17 protein-coding genes are annotated in these 17,003 nt (G+C 65.6%); 8 read left to right on the forward strand and 9 right to left on the reverse strand.

Annotated features, from left to right (window positions below):
• The first annotated feature begins 169 nt into the window (after window positions 1–169).
• The 3 genes from ASE59_RS05300 to ASE59_RS05310 are packed head-to-tail and all read left to right on the forward strand — an operon-like array spanning window position 170 to window position 6,120.
• The gene (locus ASE59_RS05300) at window positions 170–1,381 is read left to right on the forward strand and encodes an efflux RND transporter periplasmic adaptor subunit (RefSeq protein WP_235515656.1); all 1,212 of its coding nucleotides are present in this window, start codon (window positions 170–172) and stop codon (window positions 1,379–1,381) included.
• Between the two features lie 3 nt (window positions 1,382–1,384).
• On the forward strand, window positions 1,385–4,576 hold the full coding sequence (locus ASE59_RS05305) for an efflux RND transporter permease subunit (RefSeq protein ID WP_056453238.1): 3,192 nt from the start codon (window positions 1,385–1,387) through the stop codon (window positions 4,574–4,576).
• The gene (locus ASE59_RS05310) at window positions 4,573–6,120 is read left to right on the forward strand and encodes an efflux transporter outer membrane subunit (RefSeq protein ID WP_200913159.1); all 1,548 of its coding nucleotides are present in this window, start codon (window positions 4,573–4,575) and stop codon (window positions 6,118–6,120) included. The genes ASE59_RS05305 and ASE59_RS05310 overlap by 4 nt, the downstream gene beginning before the upstream one ends.
• 104 nt (window positions 6,121–6,224) lie before the next feature.
• On the opposite strand, the gene ASE59_RS05315 is transcribed toward ASE59_RS05310, so the two are convergent.
• Window positions 6,225–6,920 (reverse strand): fasciclin domain-containing protein, encoded by a 696-nt coding sequence (locus tag ASE59_RS05315; protein ID WP_056453241.1) that lies wholly within the window; start codon window positions 6,918–6,920, stop codon window positions 6,225–6,227.
• A 104-nt stretch (window positions 6,921–7,024) separates the two neighbouring features.
• Window positions 7,025–7,924 (reverse strand): hydrogen peroxide-inducible genes activator, encoded by a 900-nt coding sequence (locus ASE59_RS05320; RefSeq protein ID WP_056453247.1) that lies wholly within the window; start codon window positions 7,922–7,924, stop codon window positions 7,025–7,027.
• A gap of 129 nt (window positions 7,925–8,053) precedes the next feature.
• Here ASE59_RS05320 and ASE59_RS05325 point away from each other — a divergent pair, with 129 nt between their 5' ends.
• Window positions 8,054–8,596, forward strand: a complete 543-nt coding sequence (locus ASE59_RS05325) for a peroxiredoxin (protein ID WP_056453534.1) — start codon at window positions 8,054–8,056, stop codon at window positions 8,594–8,596.
• 131 nt (window positions 8,597–8,727) lie between these two features.
• A complete protein-coding gene (locus ASE59_RS05330) occupies window positions 8,728–9,249 on the forward strand; it encodes a carboxymuconolactone decarboxylase family protein (RefSeq protein WP_055786307.1) in 522 nt (173 codons plus the stop codon).
• Window positions 9,250–9,448: 199 nt separating this feature from the next.
• Here ASE59_RS05330 and ASE59_RS05335 read toward each other — a convergent pair whose 3' ends face one another.
• Window positions 9,449–10,210, reverse strand: a complete 762-nt coding sequence (locus tag ASE59_RS05335; protein WP_056453250.1) for a sulfite exporter TauE/SafE family protein — start codon at window positions 10,208–10,210, stop codon at window positions 9,449–9,451.
• A 149-nt stretch (window positions 10,211–10,359) separates the two neighbouring features.
• Here ASE59_RS05335 and epsC point away from each other — a divergent pair, with 149 nt between their 5' ends.
• From epsC to ASE59_RS05350, 3 genes are read left to right on the forward strand one after another with little or no spacing between them, the layout of a single operon-like run.
• Complete coding sequence (gene epsC, locus ASE59_RS05340) at window positions 10,360–11,043, forward strand: serine O-acetyltransferase EpsC (RefSeq protein ID WP_056453253.1); 684 nt, start codon at window positions 10,360–10,362, stop codon at window positions 11,041–11,043.
• The gene (locus ASE59_RS05345) at window positions 11,043–11,384 is read left to right on the forward strand and encodes a DUF2794 domain-containing protein (RefSeq protein WP_056453258.1); all 342 of its coding nucleotides are present in this window, start codon (window positions 11,043–11,045) and stop codon (window positions 11,382–11,384) included. Before epsC ends, ASE59_RS05345 begins: the two co-directional genes overlap by 1 nt.
• Before the next feature lie 2 nt (window positions 11,385–11,386).
• Complete coding sequence (locus tag ASE59_RS05350; protein WP_056453261.1) at window positions 11,387–11,764, forward strand: GFA family protein; 378 nt, start codon at window positions 11,387–11,389, stop codon at window positions 11,762–11,764.
• A 53-nt stretch (window positions 11,765–11,817) separates the two neighbouring features.
• On the opposite strand, the gene ASE59_RS05355 is transcribed toward ASE59_RS05350, so the two are convergent.
• From ASE59_RS05355 to pstA, 6 genes are all read right to left on the reverse strand, one after another.
• Window positions 11,818–12,843, reverse strand: coding sequence for a hypothetical protein (locus ASE59_RS05355; protein WP_056453264.1), 1,026 nt, complete (start codon window positions 12,841–12,843; stop codon window positions 11,818–11,820).
• Window positions 12,844–13,084: 241 nt separating this feature from the next.
• Window positions 13,085–13,495, reverse strand: a complete 411-nt coding sequence (locus ASE59_RS19500) for a hypothetical protein (RefSeq protein WP_056453267.1) — start codon at window positions 13,493–13,495, stop codon at window positions 13,085–13,087.
• A gap of 78 nt (window positions 13,496–13,573) precedes the next feature.
• Entirely contained in the window at window positions 13,574–14,266 is a 693-nt protein-coding gene (gene phoB, locus ASE59_RS05365; protein ID WP_056453272.1) for a phosphate regulon transcriptional regulator PhoB, read from the reverse strand.
• A 2-nt stretch (window positions 14,267–14,268) separates the two neighbouring features.
• Window positions 14,269–14,970: a phosphate signaling complex protein PhoU gene (phoU, locus tag ASE59_RS05370; protein WP_056453275.1), complete on the reverse strand. Its 702-nt coding sequence runs from the start codon at window positions 14,968–14,970 to the stop codon at window positions 14,269–14,271.
• Between the two features lie 10 nt (window positions 14,971–14,980).
• Entirely contained in the window at window positions 14,981–15,763 is a 783-nt protein-coding gene (gene pstB / locus ASE59_RS05375; protein WP_056453279.1) for a phosphate ABC transporter ATP-binding protein PstB, read from the reverse strand.
• Window positions 15,763–16,974 carry a phosphate ABC transporter permease PstA gene (pstA, locus tag ASE59_RS05380; RefSeq protein ID WP_082458123.1) on the reverse strand — a complete coding sequence of 404 codons (1,212 nt, stop codon included), beginning with the start codon at window positions 16,972–16,974 and terminating at the stop codon, window positions 15,763–15,765. Before pstA ends, pstB begins: the two co-directional genes overlap by 1 nt.
• Window positions 16,975–17,003 lie beyond the last annotated feature (29 nt).

Below are 17,003 nucleotides of genomic sequence, written 5' to 3' on the forward strand. Positions count from 1 at the left end.
TCCCTTGTCAGAGAGGGGAGGCCAAACCCCCGCGACAAATTGCGACAACTCCCGCATTGCGTCGCTTGACGCCAAGCGTATGAAAACGGTTCAAGAAACTTTCGGGTGTCCGGCCGGTTATGCGGCCGGCGCATCCGCGCCGTATCCCGTCGTAAAGGTTGCCGCCTTGATCCGATCCGCGTCGTCGCGCGTTCGCCCGTGCCTGTTGCTGCTGTCGTCCGCCTTGCTCCTGTCGAGTTGCGGTGGTGGCGAAGCCGAGCAGAAGGGCAAGAACGGCAAGGGCAATCAGGGGCCGGCCCAGGTCGGCTTCGTCGTGGTCCAGCCGACCAGCGTCGCCCAGACCGCCGACCTTGCCGCGCGTGTCGTCGCGTTCCAGCAATCCGAAGTCCGGCCGCAGGTCGCGGGGTTGATCCGCCGCCGCTTCTTTACCGAAGGCGCGTTGGTCCGCGCCGGACAGACGCTCTACCAGATCGACCCGCGCCTTTATCGCGCGCAGACCAACGAAGCGGTGGCGAACCTGAACAGCGCGCAGGCCAATGCCGAGGCGACGCGCATCCGCGCCGAACGCTTCCGCCCGCTGGCCGAGATCGAGGCGGTCAGCCGGCAGGACTATACCGACGCCGCCGCGCAGGCGCGTCAGGCCGCCGCCGCCGTCGCGCAGAGCCGTGCGCAGCTGGAGACGGCACGGGTGAATTTGTCGTTCACCAACGTCCCCGCGCCGATCACCGGGCGGATCGGGCGCAGCTATTTCACCGAAGGCGCGCTGGTCACCACCAACCAGACCGATCCGCTGGCGGTCATCCAGCGGCTCGACCCGATCTTCGTCGATATCCAGCAATCGAGCGCCGACCTGCTGGCGCTGCGCCGGCAACTGGCGAGCGGTGGGTCGGTGCCGGCATCGGCGGCGGTGCGGCTGACCCTCGAGGACGGTAGTGATTTCGGCCCGACCGGCACCGTCCAGTTCGCCGAGGTGATGGTCAATGCCCAGACCGGCACCGTAACGCTGCGCGCCCGCTTCCCCAATCCACAGGGGGTGCTGCTGCCCGGCATGTTCGTCCGCGCGAAGTTCGCGCAGGCGATCGACACCCGGGCGATCCTCGTGCCGCAACAGGCGGTCAAGCGCGATCCCAAGGGGCAGGCGACGGTCTTCGTCGTCGGCCCGAACGATACCGCCGTACAGAAGACGGTGCAGGCCGACCGGACGCAGGGGCAGTTCTGGGTCGTGACCGGCGGCCTGAACCCCGGCGACAAGGTCATCACGCAGGGCACCGCGAACCTGCGGCCCAATGCCAAGATCAAGCCGGTGCCGGCGAACACCCCGCAACGGATCGCCCCCAAACCCGCCGGCGACAACGCTTCCGCGCCCGCCAAGGCCGGATAAGCCATGTCCCGCATCTTCATCGATCGCCCGATCTTCGCATGGGTGATCGCGATCATCACCATGCTGGCGGGGCTGGGCGCGATCCTGTCGCTGCCGATCGCGCAATATCCCGACGTCGCCCCGCCACAGGTCAATATCCGCGCGACCTATCCCGGTGCCAATGCCGAGACGATCCAGAATTCGGTGACGCAGATCATCGAACAGCAGCTGACCGGCATCGACGGCCTGCTGTATTTCAGCTCGCAAAGCTCGTCGCGCGGTCAGGTGACGATCAGCGCGACGTTCGACAAGGGTGTCGACCCCGACATCGCGCAGGTGCAGGTCCAGAATCAGGTGCAGCAGGCCTTGTCGCGCCTGCCGCAACAGGTCCAGCAACAGGGCATCCGCGTCACCAAGTCGAACCCCGACTTCCTGATGATCGTCGGCATCTTCGACGAAACCGACCAGCGCACCAATGGCGACGTGTCGGATTATATGGAAGCGAACCTTGTCGAGCCGCTGGCGCGGATCAACGGCGTCGGCGAAACCAACGTGTTCGGGTCGCAATATGCGATGCGCATCTGGCTCGATCCGGCGCGACTCGCCTCCTATTCGCTGATGCCGGGCGACGTCATCACCGCGATCCAGAACCAGAATACCGAAGTCGCCGCGGGCGAACTGGGCGGCCAGCCGTCCGGCTCCGAACAGCAATTGAACGCGACCGTCACCGCCCAGTCGCGGCTGCAGACGCCGGCACAGTTCAAGGCGATCATCCTGAAGACGCTGCCCGACGGGTCGACCGTCCGGCTGTCCGACGTCGCGCGCATCGAACTGGGCCAGGAAAATTACGCTGCCTTAAGCCGGGTCAACGCCCATCCCGGCGCCGGCCTCGCCATCAGCCTCGCGCCGGGTGCCGACGCGCTGGAGACCGCCGAACTGGTCAAGGCGGAGGTCGAGCGGCAGTCGGGCAAATTCCCGGCGGGCCTCACCTATGCCTATGCCAACGACACCACCGCCTTCATCAAGCTGTCGATCGAGGAAGTGGTCAAGACGCTGGTCGAGGCGGTCATCCTCGTCGTCATCGTCATGTTCGTGTTCCTGCAAAGCTGGCGCGCGACGCTGATCCCGACGATCGCGGTGCCGGTCGTGCTGCTCGGCACGTTCGGCGTCTTCTATCTCTTCGGCTTCTCGATCAACACGTTGACGCTGTTCGGCCTCGTCCTCGCCATCGGCCTGCTGGTCGACGACGCGATCGTTGTGGTCGAGAATGTCGAGCGGTTGATGGAGGAGAATCCCGACCTCTCGCCGCGCGACGCCACCATTCAGTCGATGGAGGAGATTCAGGTCGCACTGATCGCGATCGGCATCGTCCTGTCGGCGGTGTTCCTGCCGATGGCGTTCTTCGGCGGGTCGACCGGCGTCATCTATCGCCAGTTTTCGGTGACGATCGTCGCCGCCATGATCCTGTCGGTGCTGGTCGCGCTGATCCTCTCGCCCGCGCTCACCGCGACCTTGCTCAAGCAGAAGAAGCGCGGGGAGGACGGCAGCCTCGAAGGCGGCTGGCTGGAGCGCAAGCTGCCCCGCGTCGCCCATATCGGCGAGCGACTTCGCAACGGTTTCAACAGCCGGTTCGACAAGGGCGTCGAGAAATACGAACGTGGTGTCGTCCATGTCATCGACCGCAAATGGCTGTATCTGCTGCTCTATGCGGCGGTGCTGGCGATCCTTGCGCTGCTGTTCTTCCGCCTGCCGACCAGCTTCCTGCCGACCGAGGATCAGGGCGCGGCGACGATCCGGTTCCAGCTGCCCGCCGGATCGACGCGCGGCCGTACCGAAGAGGTGCAGCGCGCGGTCGAGAAATATCTGCTGACCTATGAAAAGGATAATGTCCGCACCATCCTGACCGTCGCCGGCGGCGGGGGTGGCACGTCGGGGCAGAATACGGGGCAGGGCTTCATAAACTTCACCGACTGGGCCGATCGCAAGGGCAAGGAAAATGGCGCCGACGCGATCATCGACCGCGCCTCGTCCGCCTTCCGCAACTTCCGCGATGCGCAGGTCTTCGCCTTGCTGCCGCCCGCCGTGCGCGGTCTGGGGCAGGCGAACGGCTTCACCATGGAGTTGCAGAACGCCAGCGGCATGAGCACCGCCGACTTCGCCGCCGCGCGCGACAAGCTGCTCGCCGCCGCCTCGGCCGATCCGATGCTGACCGGGGTGCGTCTGTCCGAACTACCCGATATCGCCACGCTGAACGTCGATATCGATCAGCAGCGATTGTCGACGCTGGGGCTGACCCAGGGCGACGTCAACAACACGCTGTCGACCGCATGGGGCGGGCGCTACGTCAACGACTTCATCGATCGCGGCCGGGTGAAGCGTGTGTTCGTACAGGGCGACGCTCCCTATCGCAGCGAGCCCGGCGATTTGGCCCAATGGTTCGTGCGCGGGTCGAACGGGCAGATGGTGCCCTTCTCCTCCTTCTCGCGCACCGGCTGGACCGTCGCGCCAACCACGCTGTCGCGGTTTCAGGGTCTGCCTTCGTTCGAATTTCAGGGGCAGGCGGCATCGGGCGTCAGCTCGGGCGAGGCGATGGACCGCATCGCCGAACTCGCTTCGCAGATCCCGGGGACCAGCGTCGCATGGGCCGGACTGTCGTTTCAGGAACGGCTGTCGTCGGGACAGGCGCCGATCCTCTACGGGCTGTCGATCCTCGTTGTGTTCCTGTGCCTTGCCGCACTTTATGAAAGCTGGTCGATTCCGATCGCCGTATTGCTGGTCATTCCGCTCGGCCTGATCGGGGCGATCGCATTCGTGACGCTGCGCGGGCTGGAGAACGACGTCTATCTTCAGATCGGGTTGCTGACGACGATGGGTCTTGCCGCCAAGAACGCGATCCTGATGATCGAATTCGCCGAACAGGCCGAAAAGAAGGGGGCGCGCGTCATCGATGCCGCATTGGAAGCGGCGCGCATCCGCCTGCGCCCGATCCTGATGACCAGCCTCGCCTTCATCTTCGGTGTGTTGCCGCTCGCCATCTCGACCGGGGCGGGCGCCAACAGCCGTATCGCGATCGGCACGGCGGTCATCGGCGGCATGTTCACCGCAACCGTGCTGGCGATCTTCTACATCCCGCTATTCTTCGTACTGGTCCGGCGCGGGGTCCGCGACGGGATGGCGAAGCTGCGTGCGCACGGCGCGAAGGAGGCCGAGGCATGAAGCGGATGACGCTCGGGCTGTTGGCGCTGCTGCTGGCGGGCTGTTCGATGACCCCGGCCTATGAACGGCCACAGGCGGTGGTGCCGCCGTCATGGCCGGTCGGCGATGCCTATCTGCGCCAGAGCGAGGCGGCGCTGCCTGCGCTCACCTTCGAACAGGTGTTCACCGACCAGCGGCTGCGGACGCTGGTCGGGCAGGCGCTGGTCAATAATCGCGACCTGCGTATCGCCGCCGCCAATATCCGTGCGGCGCGCGCGCAATATCGCATCCAGCGCGCCGACCTGTTCCCGCAAGTCGATGGCTCGGCGCGCTACAGCTATCGCGGCACCGGCGATGGCGCGACCACGACGACCATTCCCGGGACCGGTACGGGAACCGGCGGCACCGGAACGGGGACCGGCAATGGCGGGACCGGCACCGGCACCGGGGGCACGATCGTCACCAGCGGCCGCTCACCGAGCGCCTTCTCGCTCGATCTCGGCGCGACCGCGTTCGAAATCGACCTGTTCGGCCGCATCCGGTCGCTTACCGAGGCCGAACAGAATCGCTATTTCGCGACCGAAGCCGGTGCGCGCGCCACCCGCCTGACGCTGGTCGGCGACATTGCAGAGGCGTGGGCGGCATACGGCGCCGACCGCAGCCTGATGGCGATATCGGAAGCGACGGCGGCGAGCGCCCGGCGCAGCGTCACCCTGACCCGCGCCCGGTTGCAGGGCGGGGTCGCCCCTCGCACCGACCTGCGACAGGCCGAACAGATCCTCGCCACGGCCGAGAGCGACCTAGCCGAACAGCGCACGCAATTGGCGCAGGACATCAACGCGCTGCAATTGCTGGTGGGTGCCCCGGTCGATCCGGCGCTGCTGCCCGCATCGATCGACGTCGTGCTGCCGACCATCGCCAACCTGCCCGCGGGGGTTGATTCGGGGATATTGCTGCGCCGGCCGGATGTGGTGCAGGCGGAATATGAACTGCTCGCCGCCAATGCCGATATCGGCGCGGCGCGCGCGGCACTGTTCCCGCGCCTGTCGCTGACCGGGCTGGTCGGATTTGCCAGCGATGCGCTGCGCACGCTCTTCACGGGCGGTGCGTTCAACTATTCGGTCGCGCCGTCGCTCAGCTATCCGATCTTTCGCGCCGGGGCGGGCCGCGCCGGGGTGGAATTCAGCCAGGCCCAGCGCGACGCGCTGCTCGCTACCTATGAACGTACTATCCAGTCGGCCTTCCGCGACGTGTCGGACGCGCTCGCCCGGCAAGGGACGATCGCCGAACAGACCCGTGCCGACCGCGCAAATCTGGATGCGGCGCAGGACACGTTCCGCCTGACCGAAGCACGCTATCGCGGCGGCATCGACACCTTCCTTTCCAGCCTCGACGCGCAGCGATCCTATTACACCGCACAGCGCCGGTTGGTCGCGACGCAATTGGTCGCGGCGACCAATCGCGTGACGCTGTACCGGACGCTGGGTGGCGATTCGCTGCTGGAGGCCGGACCGACCGGGCCGGTGCCGATACGATCGGCGGGCGCTGCGGATACGCAGCGATAGTCGCGGATCCGTCTCGGAGGAGTCCGCCAATGGAGGGCAGGGTCTGAAACAAGACGCCGGGCGACATTTCTGTCGCCCGACCTATTCGTACCTTATGGAACGGATCAGCCCAGCTTCGGTGCCAGCACGCCGTTCACGACATGGACCACGCCGTTCGACTGTCCGACGTCATATTGCGTGACATAGCTCTTGCCGCCACCGACATCGGTCAGCACCAGCGCGCCGTTTTCCAGCGTCGCTTTCAGCGGCTGACCTTCGACCGTCGTCAGCGTCGCGGTGCCGCCGCCTGCTTCGATCTGCGCCTTGAGTGCGGCCGCATCGAGCTTTCCGGGGACGACGTGATAGGTCAGCAGCTTGGCCAGCGTTGCCTTTTGCTCGGGCTTCATCAGCGTGTCGAGCGTACCGGGGGCGAGCCGACCAAAGGCTTCGTCGGTCGGCGCGAAGACGGTGAACGGGCCGGGGCCGGACAGCGTCGCCGTCAGGTCGGCGGCCTGCACTGCCTTGACCAAAGTCGTCAGATTGCTCGCCTTCGACGCATTGGCGACGATCGTCGCGGTCGGCAGCATCGGCGCGCCGCCGACCATCACCGGCGCGCCGGCGGTCGCACCGGTATTGGCCTGTGCGCCGGTCTGAACGGTGCCGACGGGGGTGTTTACGGTAGCGGTGGTGCCGGTCTGTACGCCGGTCGTCGCGGTCGGTGCCGCCCGTGCGGGAGTAGGCTGTGCCGGTGCGGTCTGGGCATGAGCGGCTCCGGCCAGCGACAGGGTAAGTGCAGCGGCGGAAATCGTGGCGCGAATCATCGGTGTTCTCCGGTGGTTGCGATGGAATATGTGCGGCGCGACACGGCGCCGACCCCGGAAATACGGTTCAATGCTGAAAACGGTTCCCCCGACCGTAATGCAGGTTAGCCGCGCTCGGCCGCCAATACCTCGGCCAGCAACCGGAAATCGCGTTCGCGGGGCGAGGCACGGCGCCAGACCAATGCAATGCGGCGCTGGGCATTTTGCGACTCGATCGGGCGCGCGGTAATACCGGTATTTTCGAGGATGCCGGCGTCGATCGCCATTTGCGGCAACATGGTGGTGCCAAGGCCGTTGTCGACCATCTGGACGATCGTGTGCAGCGATGTACCCATCATCATCGCCTGCCCACGCAATTCCGGCTGTTCGCAGGCGCGCAGGGCATGATCCTTCAGACAATGCCCGTCTTCGAGCAGCAGCAGCCGTTCGGGATCGATATCGTCGGCGACCAGCGGGGCAGGGTCGCCGCTGTCGTTGCCCGGCACAGCCAGCAGCAACCGGTCCTCGAACAACGGAGCGACTTCGACCTCGCCGCAGGCATAGGGCAGCGCGAGCAGTACGCAATCGGTGCGGCCGTGGTGCAACCCTTCGCACGCCGCCGCGCTCGGTTCCTCGCGCAGGAACAGCTTCAGGTCGGGATAGTCGCGGCGCAGGCGGGGCAGCAGGCGCGGCAACAGGAACGGGGCGATGGTCGGGATGACGCTCATCCGCATCTCCCCTGACAAAGGCCGTCCGGCGGCGCGCGCCATGTCGGTCAGTTCCTCGGCCTCGCGCAGCACCTTGCGTGCCTTGGCGACGATGCTTTCGCCCAGCGGGGTGAAGCGGACGACGCGGCGGGTGCGTTCGACCAGCACCACGCCGATCAGCGTTTCCAGCTCCCGGATGCCGGCCGACAACGTCGATTGGGTGACGAACGACGCTTCGGCGGCACGGCCGAAATGGCCCGCATCGCGAAGCGCGACCAGATATTGGAGTTGCTTGAGCGTTGGCAGGTACACCGACATGGCTGCGCTACTTATCGATTGCACCGATCATTCCCAAGGGGAATTCCGATTGGATCGGTCCAGTTCGTACCCTATATCGCGGTGCAGCAATTCACGGTGCGGCAACGCACCAAAAAGAAAGGGCATCTCATGCTGACCGTTGGCGACAAGCTCCCCGAATTCACCGTTCCCGTCCAGCAGGGCACCAGCGCGCTGCCCGCCGGCGAAACGCTGAGCCACGACGCGTTCCCGGGCAAGTGGAAGGTGCTGTTCTACTGGCCGAAGGACTTCACCTTCGTCTGCCCGACCGAGATCGTCGGCTATAGCGAACTGAAGGACGATTTCGCCGATCGCGACGCCGTGCTGATCGGCGCATCGACCGACACCGCGCACGTCCACCTGGCGTGGCGCAAGTCGGACCCGGATCTGGCCGCCGCCGATTTCCCGTGGATCGCCGACAATGGCGCGGTGCTGGCCAGCAAACTCGGCATCCTCGACAAGAACGAACATGTCGCGTTCCGCGCAACCTTCATCATCGATCCCGACAACGTCATTCAGGCGGTACAGGTCAACGGCCTGAACGTCGGTCGCAACCCGCAGGAAACGCTGCGGGTGCTCGACGCACTGCAGACCGACGAACTGTGCCCGTGCAACTGGAACAAGGGCGACGACGTCCTGCAGGTCGCGGCGTAATCCATCCGGGCGGGGCCGCGGTCCCGCCCACATGATCCCATGCGTCACCCCAGCGCAGGCTGGGGTCTCTCCGTAACTGGGAGACCCCAGCCTACGCTGGGGTGACGTGTTTTCATCGAAGGTAAGAACCCATGTCGCTCAAGGAATTTGCGGGCGCGCTGCCCGATTTCGCCAAGGATATCCGCCTGAACGTCGGCTCGCTGCTGAACGAGACGGTCCTCGATCCGCAGAAGAAGTTCGGGACGATGCTGGCCTGCGCGCACGCCACCGGCCACAAGCCGCTGGTCGAGGCGGCCGAGGCCGAAGTCGCCGACAAGCTATCGCCCGAAGCGGCCAATGCGGCGCGCGCGGCGGCGGCGGTGATGGCGATGAACAACGTCTATTACCGGTTCGTCCACCTCGCCAAGAACAAGGAATATGGCAATCTGCCGGCCAAGCTGCGGATGAACGTCATCGCCGCGCCGGGGATCGAGAAGGTCGATTTCGAACTGTTCAGCCTGGCCGTGTCGGCAATGAACGGCTGCGGCATGTGCATCGACGCCCATGAGGACGTGCTGAAGAAGCACGGCGTGAAGGCCGAAGTGATCCAGGGCGCGGTGCGGATCGGCGCGGTGCTGGCGGCGGTCGCTACCGTGCATGCAGCGGTGGCTTGATCCGGTTTTAGAAGGAAGAAGTCGGTTCGCGCAGAGGCGCGGAGGCACGGGGAGGCTCGTTTAGGGAAACCGATCGCGTAGCGATCAACCCATCCGCGCGCTGCGACAGGATTGAAGGTCCAGCTGTCGCGGGACGATCGTGCGTCGCAACTCCTCTGCGCCTCCGCGCCTCTGCGCGAACCAACTTCTTCTGACTTCCCTACGCCAACGCCCGGTACACGCTGTACAGGCTGGTGATCGTCAGCACGATACCGACCAGGATCAGCAGCGTGCGCGCCGGGATATGCTTTGCGAACATCGCCCCGAACGGCGCGGCAACGATGCCGCCGATCAGCAGCCCGGCGACGGCGGTGGTGAACGCTTCCAGCCCGAGATGGATCAGGAACGTCGCCGAGATGCTGACCGTCAGGAAGAATTCGACGGTGTTGACGGTGCCGATCGTCGTGCGCGGCGTGGCGCCCTGTACCAGCAGGTTGGAGGTGACGACCGGTCCCCAGCCACCGCCGCCCGCCGCATCGAGGAAGCCGCCGATCAGCCCAAGCGGCGCGATCACCTTCGGCTCCTTGGGCTTGGGCGGATGGCGCAGGCCGCGCCACAGCAGGTACACGCCGATCACCGCCAGATAGGTCATCACGAACGGCCGCGTGACCGACGCGTCGAGCGTGGAGAGTAGATACGCCCCGGTAACGCCGCCCGCAACGCCGGGCAGCAGCAGCCGCCAGAACAGTTTCCAGTTCACATTCTTGTGCAGCGCGTGGCTGATCCCCGACACGCCCGTCGTGAAACACTCCACCACATGGACGCTGGCGGAGGCGGTAGCGGGCGGCACGCCCAATACGCTGATCAGCAACGTCGACGATATTACCCCAAACGCCATGCCGAGCGCACCATCGACGATCTGGGCGGCGAATCCGGCAGCGACGAATTCGGCCAGACGCACCCAGTCGATATTCTCGAACATCCAATTTCCTTCGACATCGGCTCAAGCACGCCTGTGATGACGGCAAACGGCAATGCCTACAAGATACATGGGCTTTGTTACGCCTACAGCATGGCTTGGCGGCAGGCGGCCGGGTGCTTACATGCGACCATCGGTTAAGGGGATTGCCCATGTTCGCGCGGCTGGTGCGCTATCTGGATTCGATCAAGGCGCGGGATCCCGCGCCGCGGTCGCGCATGGAAATCCTGACCTATCCCGGCGTATGGGCGGTCGCGCTGCACAAGGTCGCGCACCGGCTGTTCCGGGCCGAATGGTATTTCGCGGCGCGGGTGGTCAATCACTATGCGCGCTTCATGACCGCGATCGACATCCATCCGGGTGCGACGATCGGGCGGCGTTTCTTCATCGATCACGGCTTCGTCGTCATCGGTGAGACGGCGGAGATCGGTGACGGCGTCACCATCTATCAGAATGTGACGCTGGGCGGGACCAGCCCCGACAACGGCGTCGCGGGCAAGCGTCACCCGACGATCAGCGACGGTGCGATCATCGGGTCGGGTGCGCAGGTGCTGGGGCCGATCACCATCGGCCGCCGTGCGCGCGTCGGCGCCAATGCGGTGGTGACGAAGGATGTGCCGGAAGGAACGACCGTCGTCGGCATCCCGGCGCGTCCGACCGTTGTCGAGGGCGGACAGGCCGGCGACCCGCGCTTCGTCCCTTATGGCACGCCGTGCCGCGATATGTTCGATCCACAGACGCAGCGCATCGAGTTGCTGCGTTGTGAGCTGGAAACCCTCCGCAAGCGGCTGGACGAGGTGCTGGCCGAGCAACAGGATCAGCGCGACCGCGCCTGATGGGAGTCGTCACGCCCTTTCCTGCATCGCCCCAGCCCGGACAGGTCGGGTTCGAACGCGCCGAACTGACCCGCATCCTCGATCTCTATGGACGGATGGTCGCGGCCGGGCACTGGCGGGACTATGCGATCGATCTGGGGCGGGAGGCGGCAGTATTCAGCGCGTTTCGCCGCGCGACCGAACGGCCCGAGTTTCGCATCGAGAAGCGGCCAAGCTTGCGCAACAAACAGGGTATGTGGGCGCTGGTCGGTGAAGCAGGCGCGGTGGTGAAGCGCGGCCATGAACTCGGGCCGGTGCTGGCCCCGGTCGAGCGGCGGCTGATGAAGCTGGTCGAGGAATAACGATGCATCGCGGCTCGTGTCTTTGCGGCGCGGTGACCTTCAACGTTGCTGTTGATTTACCCGCTCCAGACATCTGCCACTGTCGGTCATGTCGGAAGCAATCGGGACATTGTTTTGCTTCTACCGACGTCCCGAAAACCGCGTTGACGATCGCCGACGCCGGATCGCTGACTTGGTACCAGTCCTCAAAGAACATCAGGCGCGGTTTTTGCGGGTGTTGCGGATCGTCATTGTTCTGGGAGCCATCGCATCGGGACTGGATCGCCGTTGCGATGGGCGCCTTTGACGGCCCGACTGGCACCGGCGTCAAGATGCACATTTTCACCGCTGAGAAGGGCGATTACTACGCTATCGGCGACGACGTCCCGCAGCACGAATAAAAAAACGGCCCCGGTCACCCGGGGCCGCAAAGGTTAGCTTCCCAAGGAATGTTTCAGGCTGTCGCCACCGGCGGCAGGCGTTCGCCAAGGCCGCCCAGCACCCCAACCACCGTGCGGCGCATCGGTTGCCAGAATACCGACAGCGTCAGCAGCGCCGATCCGATGACGAAGGCGGTGAAGGCCGCCGGCAGCTCGACCGCGCCCGCTTTCTCGAACAGGGCGTAGAGCGCGTAGAGGACATAGGCGAGGCTGGAGACCAGCAGCGCACGGCGGTCTACTGCCAGTGCGACCAGGCCGAACAGGATGTACAGAGCGATCACCACCGCCGCCATCGGCAGCGTGACGCTGGGTCCGAACACGCCGAGCAGCTGGAACAGCGAGTGCGCGATCAGCGGCGCGGCGACGAGGTGCAGCCAGAAGGCGACGTCGCTGCGGCGAGTGCGGCGATCGCGGTCGCTCATGTCCCAGCGCATCGCCGCGACGAACACGCCGATCCCGCCGAGCAGGGTGATCGGGTAGAAATTGTCCTTGAGCGCCGGGAAGGCGGCTACGATCAGCGATGCGACGGTCGCGACCAGCGCCGCTGCCCCCGCGGCGACGGTGATCGGCACCATGAATCGTCGCCAGTGCGCCCACGCCGCGCCCGCTGCGACAAGGCCGATCCCGGCAAAGATCATCGCGGTGGTTCGGTCGGGCACGTTCTGCGGATCGAGTTCGACAACGATGCCGAACAACGTCGCGGCAACGCCCCCGACAAATGCCAGCAGCAGCAGGATGCTCGGCAGCGCCATGCGCCGGCGCGCGGTGAAATATTCGGCGAGGAACCATGCCGCTCCGGCGACGCCCAGACCGCCAAGGGGCGTCAGGATAGTACCGCCGATCCAGCCGAGCGAGACCAGTAGCAGTGCCAGCGCGACGGATACGAAGATGTCGTTGAATCCGGTCAGCAACCGGAAATGTTCCTCGTCCACCACCGGCGTCGCGCGTTGCCACGCGATATGGGTCCGCAATGCCTCGGCGGTGTCACAGGACAGGACGCCCGCCTCTACCGCGCCGTTCAGATCGCTCTCGCTATACATGCTGCCAAACCTCCCTGTGTTGGTCGAGTATGGCACTAGTGTATTGCTAGGGCAATACGGTTTGTTTGTGCCTCGCCGACAGATGTGGAGGCGGTCAAGTAGCGACGGGAGGGTTGCGCGCGCCTCGACTCTGTCCAGCCCCGGCCTCTCCGGGGCTAGGGCGGGGAGCAAAACGGGTGCACAACGAAAAACGCCCCGCCGGTCAGGGCGGGGCGCTTGTTTAGCCGTCAGGCCGGTGGGCTTACTTGCCGCCCGGGTTACGGCAGCCGTCCTTCACCGTGCGCGAGCAGACCGGGTAGCTCTGCGGCGCGGGCGGGGGCGGGGTCACCTGCGGCGGTGCGAAGGTCACCTGCGGCGTGCCGGCCATCGGTGCCCCGGCCATCGGTGCAGGCGGCGCGGGTGGCGCCATCGGCGCATTCGGGTCTGCCGCCATCGGCGCGGGCGGCGACGGGGGCGCGTTCGGATCGGCCGGCGCGTTCGCATCCGGGGCCATCGGCGCGGGCGGCGGGGTCATGTTGTCGGCGGGCGGTGTCGGCGCCTCCGGCGTGCCCGGCTGCATGGTGGAACCGGCGGGCGGGGTGGTCGGCGGCGTCGTCTGCGCGACGGCGGCACTGCCGATCAGCAGAGCGGCCATGAAAGCGACAGTCTTCATCGGAAGATTCCTTTTCGACTTGTTTCGTTTAGGCTGCGGACCAAACGAGCCAAGTCGAAAAGGTTTCCGGCGCAGTGTTCAGCCGGTCGCGTCTAGGGCGTAGCCGGCCGAACGGACGGTACGGATAATGTCGGGTCGGTCGCCGACATTGATCGCCTTGCGCAGGCGCCGGATATGTACGTCGACGGTCCGGGATTCGATGTCCGAATCATGCCCCCAAACCGCATCGAGCAGCCGTTCGCGCGAGAATACCCAGCCGGGATGTTCGAGGAAGTGTTTGAGAAGACGGAATTCCGTCGGACCGAGCGGTACGACTTCGCCGCCGCGCCGCACCCGGTGGCCGACCGTGTCCATTTCGATATCGGCATAAGTCAGCGCTTCGCCGGCGAGGGCGGGGCGGACGCGGCGGAGCACGGCGTTGACTCGGGCAACTAGTTCCCGCGGCGAAAACGGCTTGGTCACATAATCGTCGGCACCGGTTTCGAGGCCGCGGACGCGGTCCTCTTCCTCGCCGCGTGCGGTCAGCATGATGATCGGCACGTTCTGCGTCTCGGCCTGCCGACGCAGCTGGCGGCAGACCTCGATCCCCGACAGTCCTTCGACCATCCAGTCGAGCAGGACGATGTCGGGGGTAGCCTCGCGCGCGAGCAGCAGCGCTTCCTCGCCCTCATGGGTGCGGACGACCTCGAAATCCTCGCGCTGGAAGTGAAAGGCGATGAGTTCGGCCAGCGCCGCATCGTCTTCCAACAGCAACATCCGTGCCTTGGTCATGGTTATCCTGCGAATTCCGTGGTTTCGCGCTCGGCCAAGGTCTGGCCGGTCGCGGCGAAATAGACCATTTCGGCGACGTTGGTCGCATGGTCGCCGATGCGTTCGAGGTTCTTGGCGACGAACAGCAGGTGCGCGACCTGGCTGATCGTCTTCGGATTTTCGACCATGTAGGTCACCAGTACGCGGAAGATGCTGTTGTAATAATCGTCGAGCGCATTGTCGCGCTTGCAGATTTCGACCGCCGCCTGCGCATCGCGCGCCGAAAAGGCATCGAGCACGTCATGCACCATGTCGGCGGCCAGCTGCGCCATCGCAGGCAGGATGCTGAGCGGTTCGATGCGGGGGTCGTGGGTTTCGCCATGGATCGACGACACGCGCTTGGCGATATTCTTGGCATAGTCGCCGATGCGTTCGATGACGGCGGCGATCTTTAGGGCGGCGACCACTTCACGCAGATCGTCGGCCATTGGTGCGCGCAGCGCGATGACGCGAACGACCAGTTTCTCGACCTCCGCCTCGATCGCGTCGATCGCCTTGTCCTGTGCGCGGACCTGCTTGGCGAGCGCGGGATCGTTGCGGGTCAGCGCCAGCATCGCATCGCTGATCGCCTGTTCGGCGAGGCCGCCCATTTGCGAGATCAGTGCGCGCAAGTGCCCGATATCGCGGTCGAAAGCCTTGACGGTGTGTTCGTGGCCCGTCGCCATATCGTGTCCCTCAGCCATAACGTCCCGTGATGTAATCTTTTGTGCGCTCTTGGCGGGGGTTGGTAAAGATGTCGGAGGTACGACCGTATTCAACCAGCGTGCCCAGATGGAAGAAGGCGGTGCGTTGCGACACGCGCGCGGCCTGCTGCATGTTGTGGGTGACGATCGCGATGGCATAGCGGCCGCGCAGTTCGTGGATCAGTTCCTCGATCTTGGCGGTGGCGATCGGGTCAAGTGCTGAACAGGGTTCGTCCATCAGGATGACTTCGGGATCGACGGCGATCGCGCGGGCGATGCACAGCCGCTGCTGTTGACCGCCCGACAGCGCGGTGCCGCTGTCGGACAGGCGGTCCTTCACCTCGTTCCACAGGCCGGCTCGGGTCAGCGAGCGTTCGACGATGCCGTCCATCTCGCCCTTCGACGCCGCCAGCCCGTGGATGCGCGGGCCATAGGCGACGTTCTCGTAGATCGATTTGGGGAATGGGTTGGGTTTCTGGAAAACCATGCCGACGCGGGCGCGAAGCTGCACCACGTCCATCGCCGGCGAATAGATATCCTCGCCGTCCAGCCGGATGTCGCCGGTGACGCGGGCCGACGACACCGTGTCGTTCATCCGGTTCATCGTGCGCAGGAAGGTCGACTTGCCGCAGCCCGAAGGGCCGATGAAGGCGGTGACATGTTCCATGTCGATGTCGATCGACACGTCCTTGATCGCCTGCTTCTGGCCATAGAACACGTCGACGCCGCGCGCCGACAATTTCGGGGTCGCGTTGTTGAGTTGGGTGTCGGTCATTACCAGCGGGTCTCGAAGCGATTGCGGAGATAGATGGCGAGCGCGTTCATCGCGAGGAGGAACGCCAGCAGCACGAGGATCGCGGCGCTGGTCTTCTCAACGAAGCCCCGGCTGACCTGATCGGACCACAGGAAAATCTGCACCGGCAGCACGGTGGCGGGATCGGCAAAGCCCTGCGGCGGCTGGCTGATGAAGGCGCGCATGCCGATCATCAGTAGCGGCGCGGTTTCGCCCAGCGCACGGGCCATGCCGATGATCGTGCCGGTCAGGATGCCGGGCAGCGCCAGCGGCAGGACGTGGTGGAACACCACCTGCACCTTCGACGCGCCGATCCCCAAGGCGGCATCGCGGATCGAGGGCGGCACCGCCTTGATCGCGTTGCGCCCGGCGATGACGATGACCGGCATGATCATCAGCGCCAGCGTCAGACCACCGACGATCGGTGCCGAGCGCGGCAGGTTCAGCGTGCCGAGGAATACGGCGAGGCCGAGCAGGCCGAAGATGATCGACGGTACGGCGGCGAGGTTGTTGATCGACACCTCGATCAGGTCGGTCCAGCGGTTCCGCGGTGCATATTCTTCGAGGTAGAGCGCCGACAGCGTGCCGACCGGGAAGGCGATCAGCAGCGTCACCAGCATGGTCATCAGCGAGCCTTTCAGCGCGCCCCAGATACCGACGGCGGTCGGATCGGTCGAATCGGCCGATTTGAAGAAGTCGGTGTTGAACCCGGTCAAGATGGTGCCGGCCTGTTCGAGCCTGGCGACCAGCGCCTCGTCCGTCGGATCGCCATCGGCCTTGGCTGCTTCCTCGATCCCCGGCGCGGCGGGGACGGGAATGCTGACCTTCTGCGACAGGATCGACGGATCGGCCTTGATCGCGTCGCGCACCGTCAGCCACGCGCTGTCGGAGATGACGCGGTTCTCCTCGCCGAACGCGGCGGCGGCGGCACCGTTGACGGCGTTCTCCAGCCCGGCACCGGCAAGCGCCAGATCGGCGCCGCGCGTCTTCAACTGCGCACGATCGACCTCCAGCCCGGCCGTGGGGAAGTCGATCGGCAGCGTGACCAATGTCCGCTGGAACCCGCCGATGCCGCTCATCAACATCGTGACAAGCAGAAAGGCGAGGAACCCGGCCGACAGGACGACGGCGGCGAGGCCGAAGAAGCGGAAGCGACGCTCGGCGGCATAGCGGCGGCGAATGCGCTTCTGCATCGCCCCGGTCTTCCAGTCGGTCGGCACGC

Origin of the sequence: Sphingomonas sp. Leaf10 (assembly GCF_001421245.1) — a bacterium.
Lineage (GTDB): Bacteria > Pseudomonadota > Alphaproteobacteria > Sphingomonadales > Sphingomonadaceae > Sphingomonas.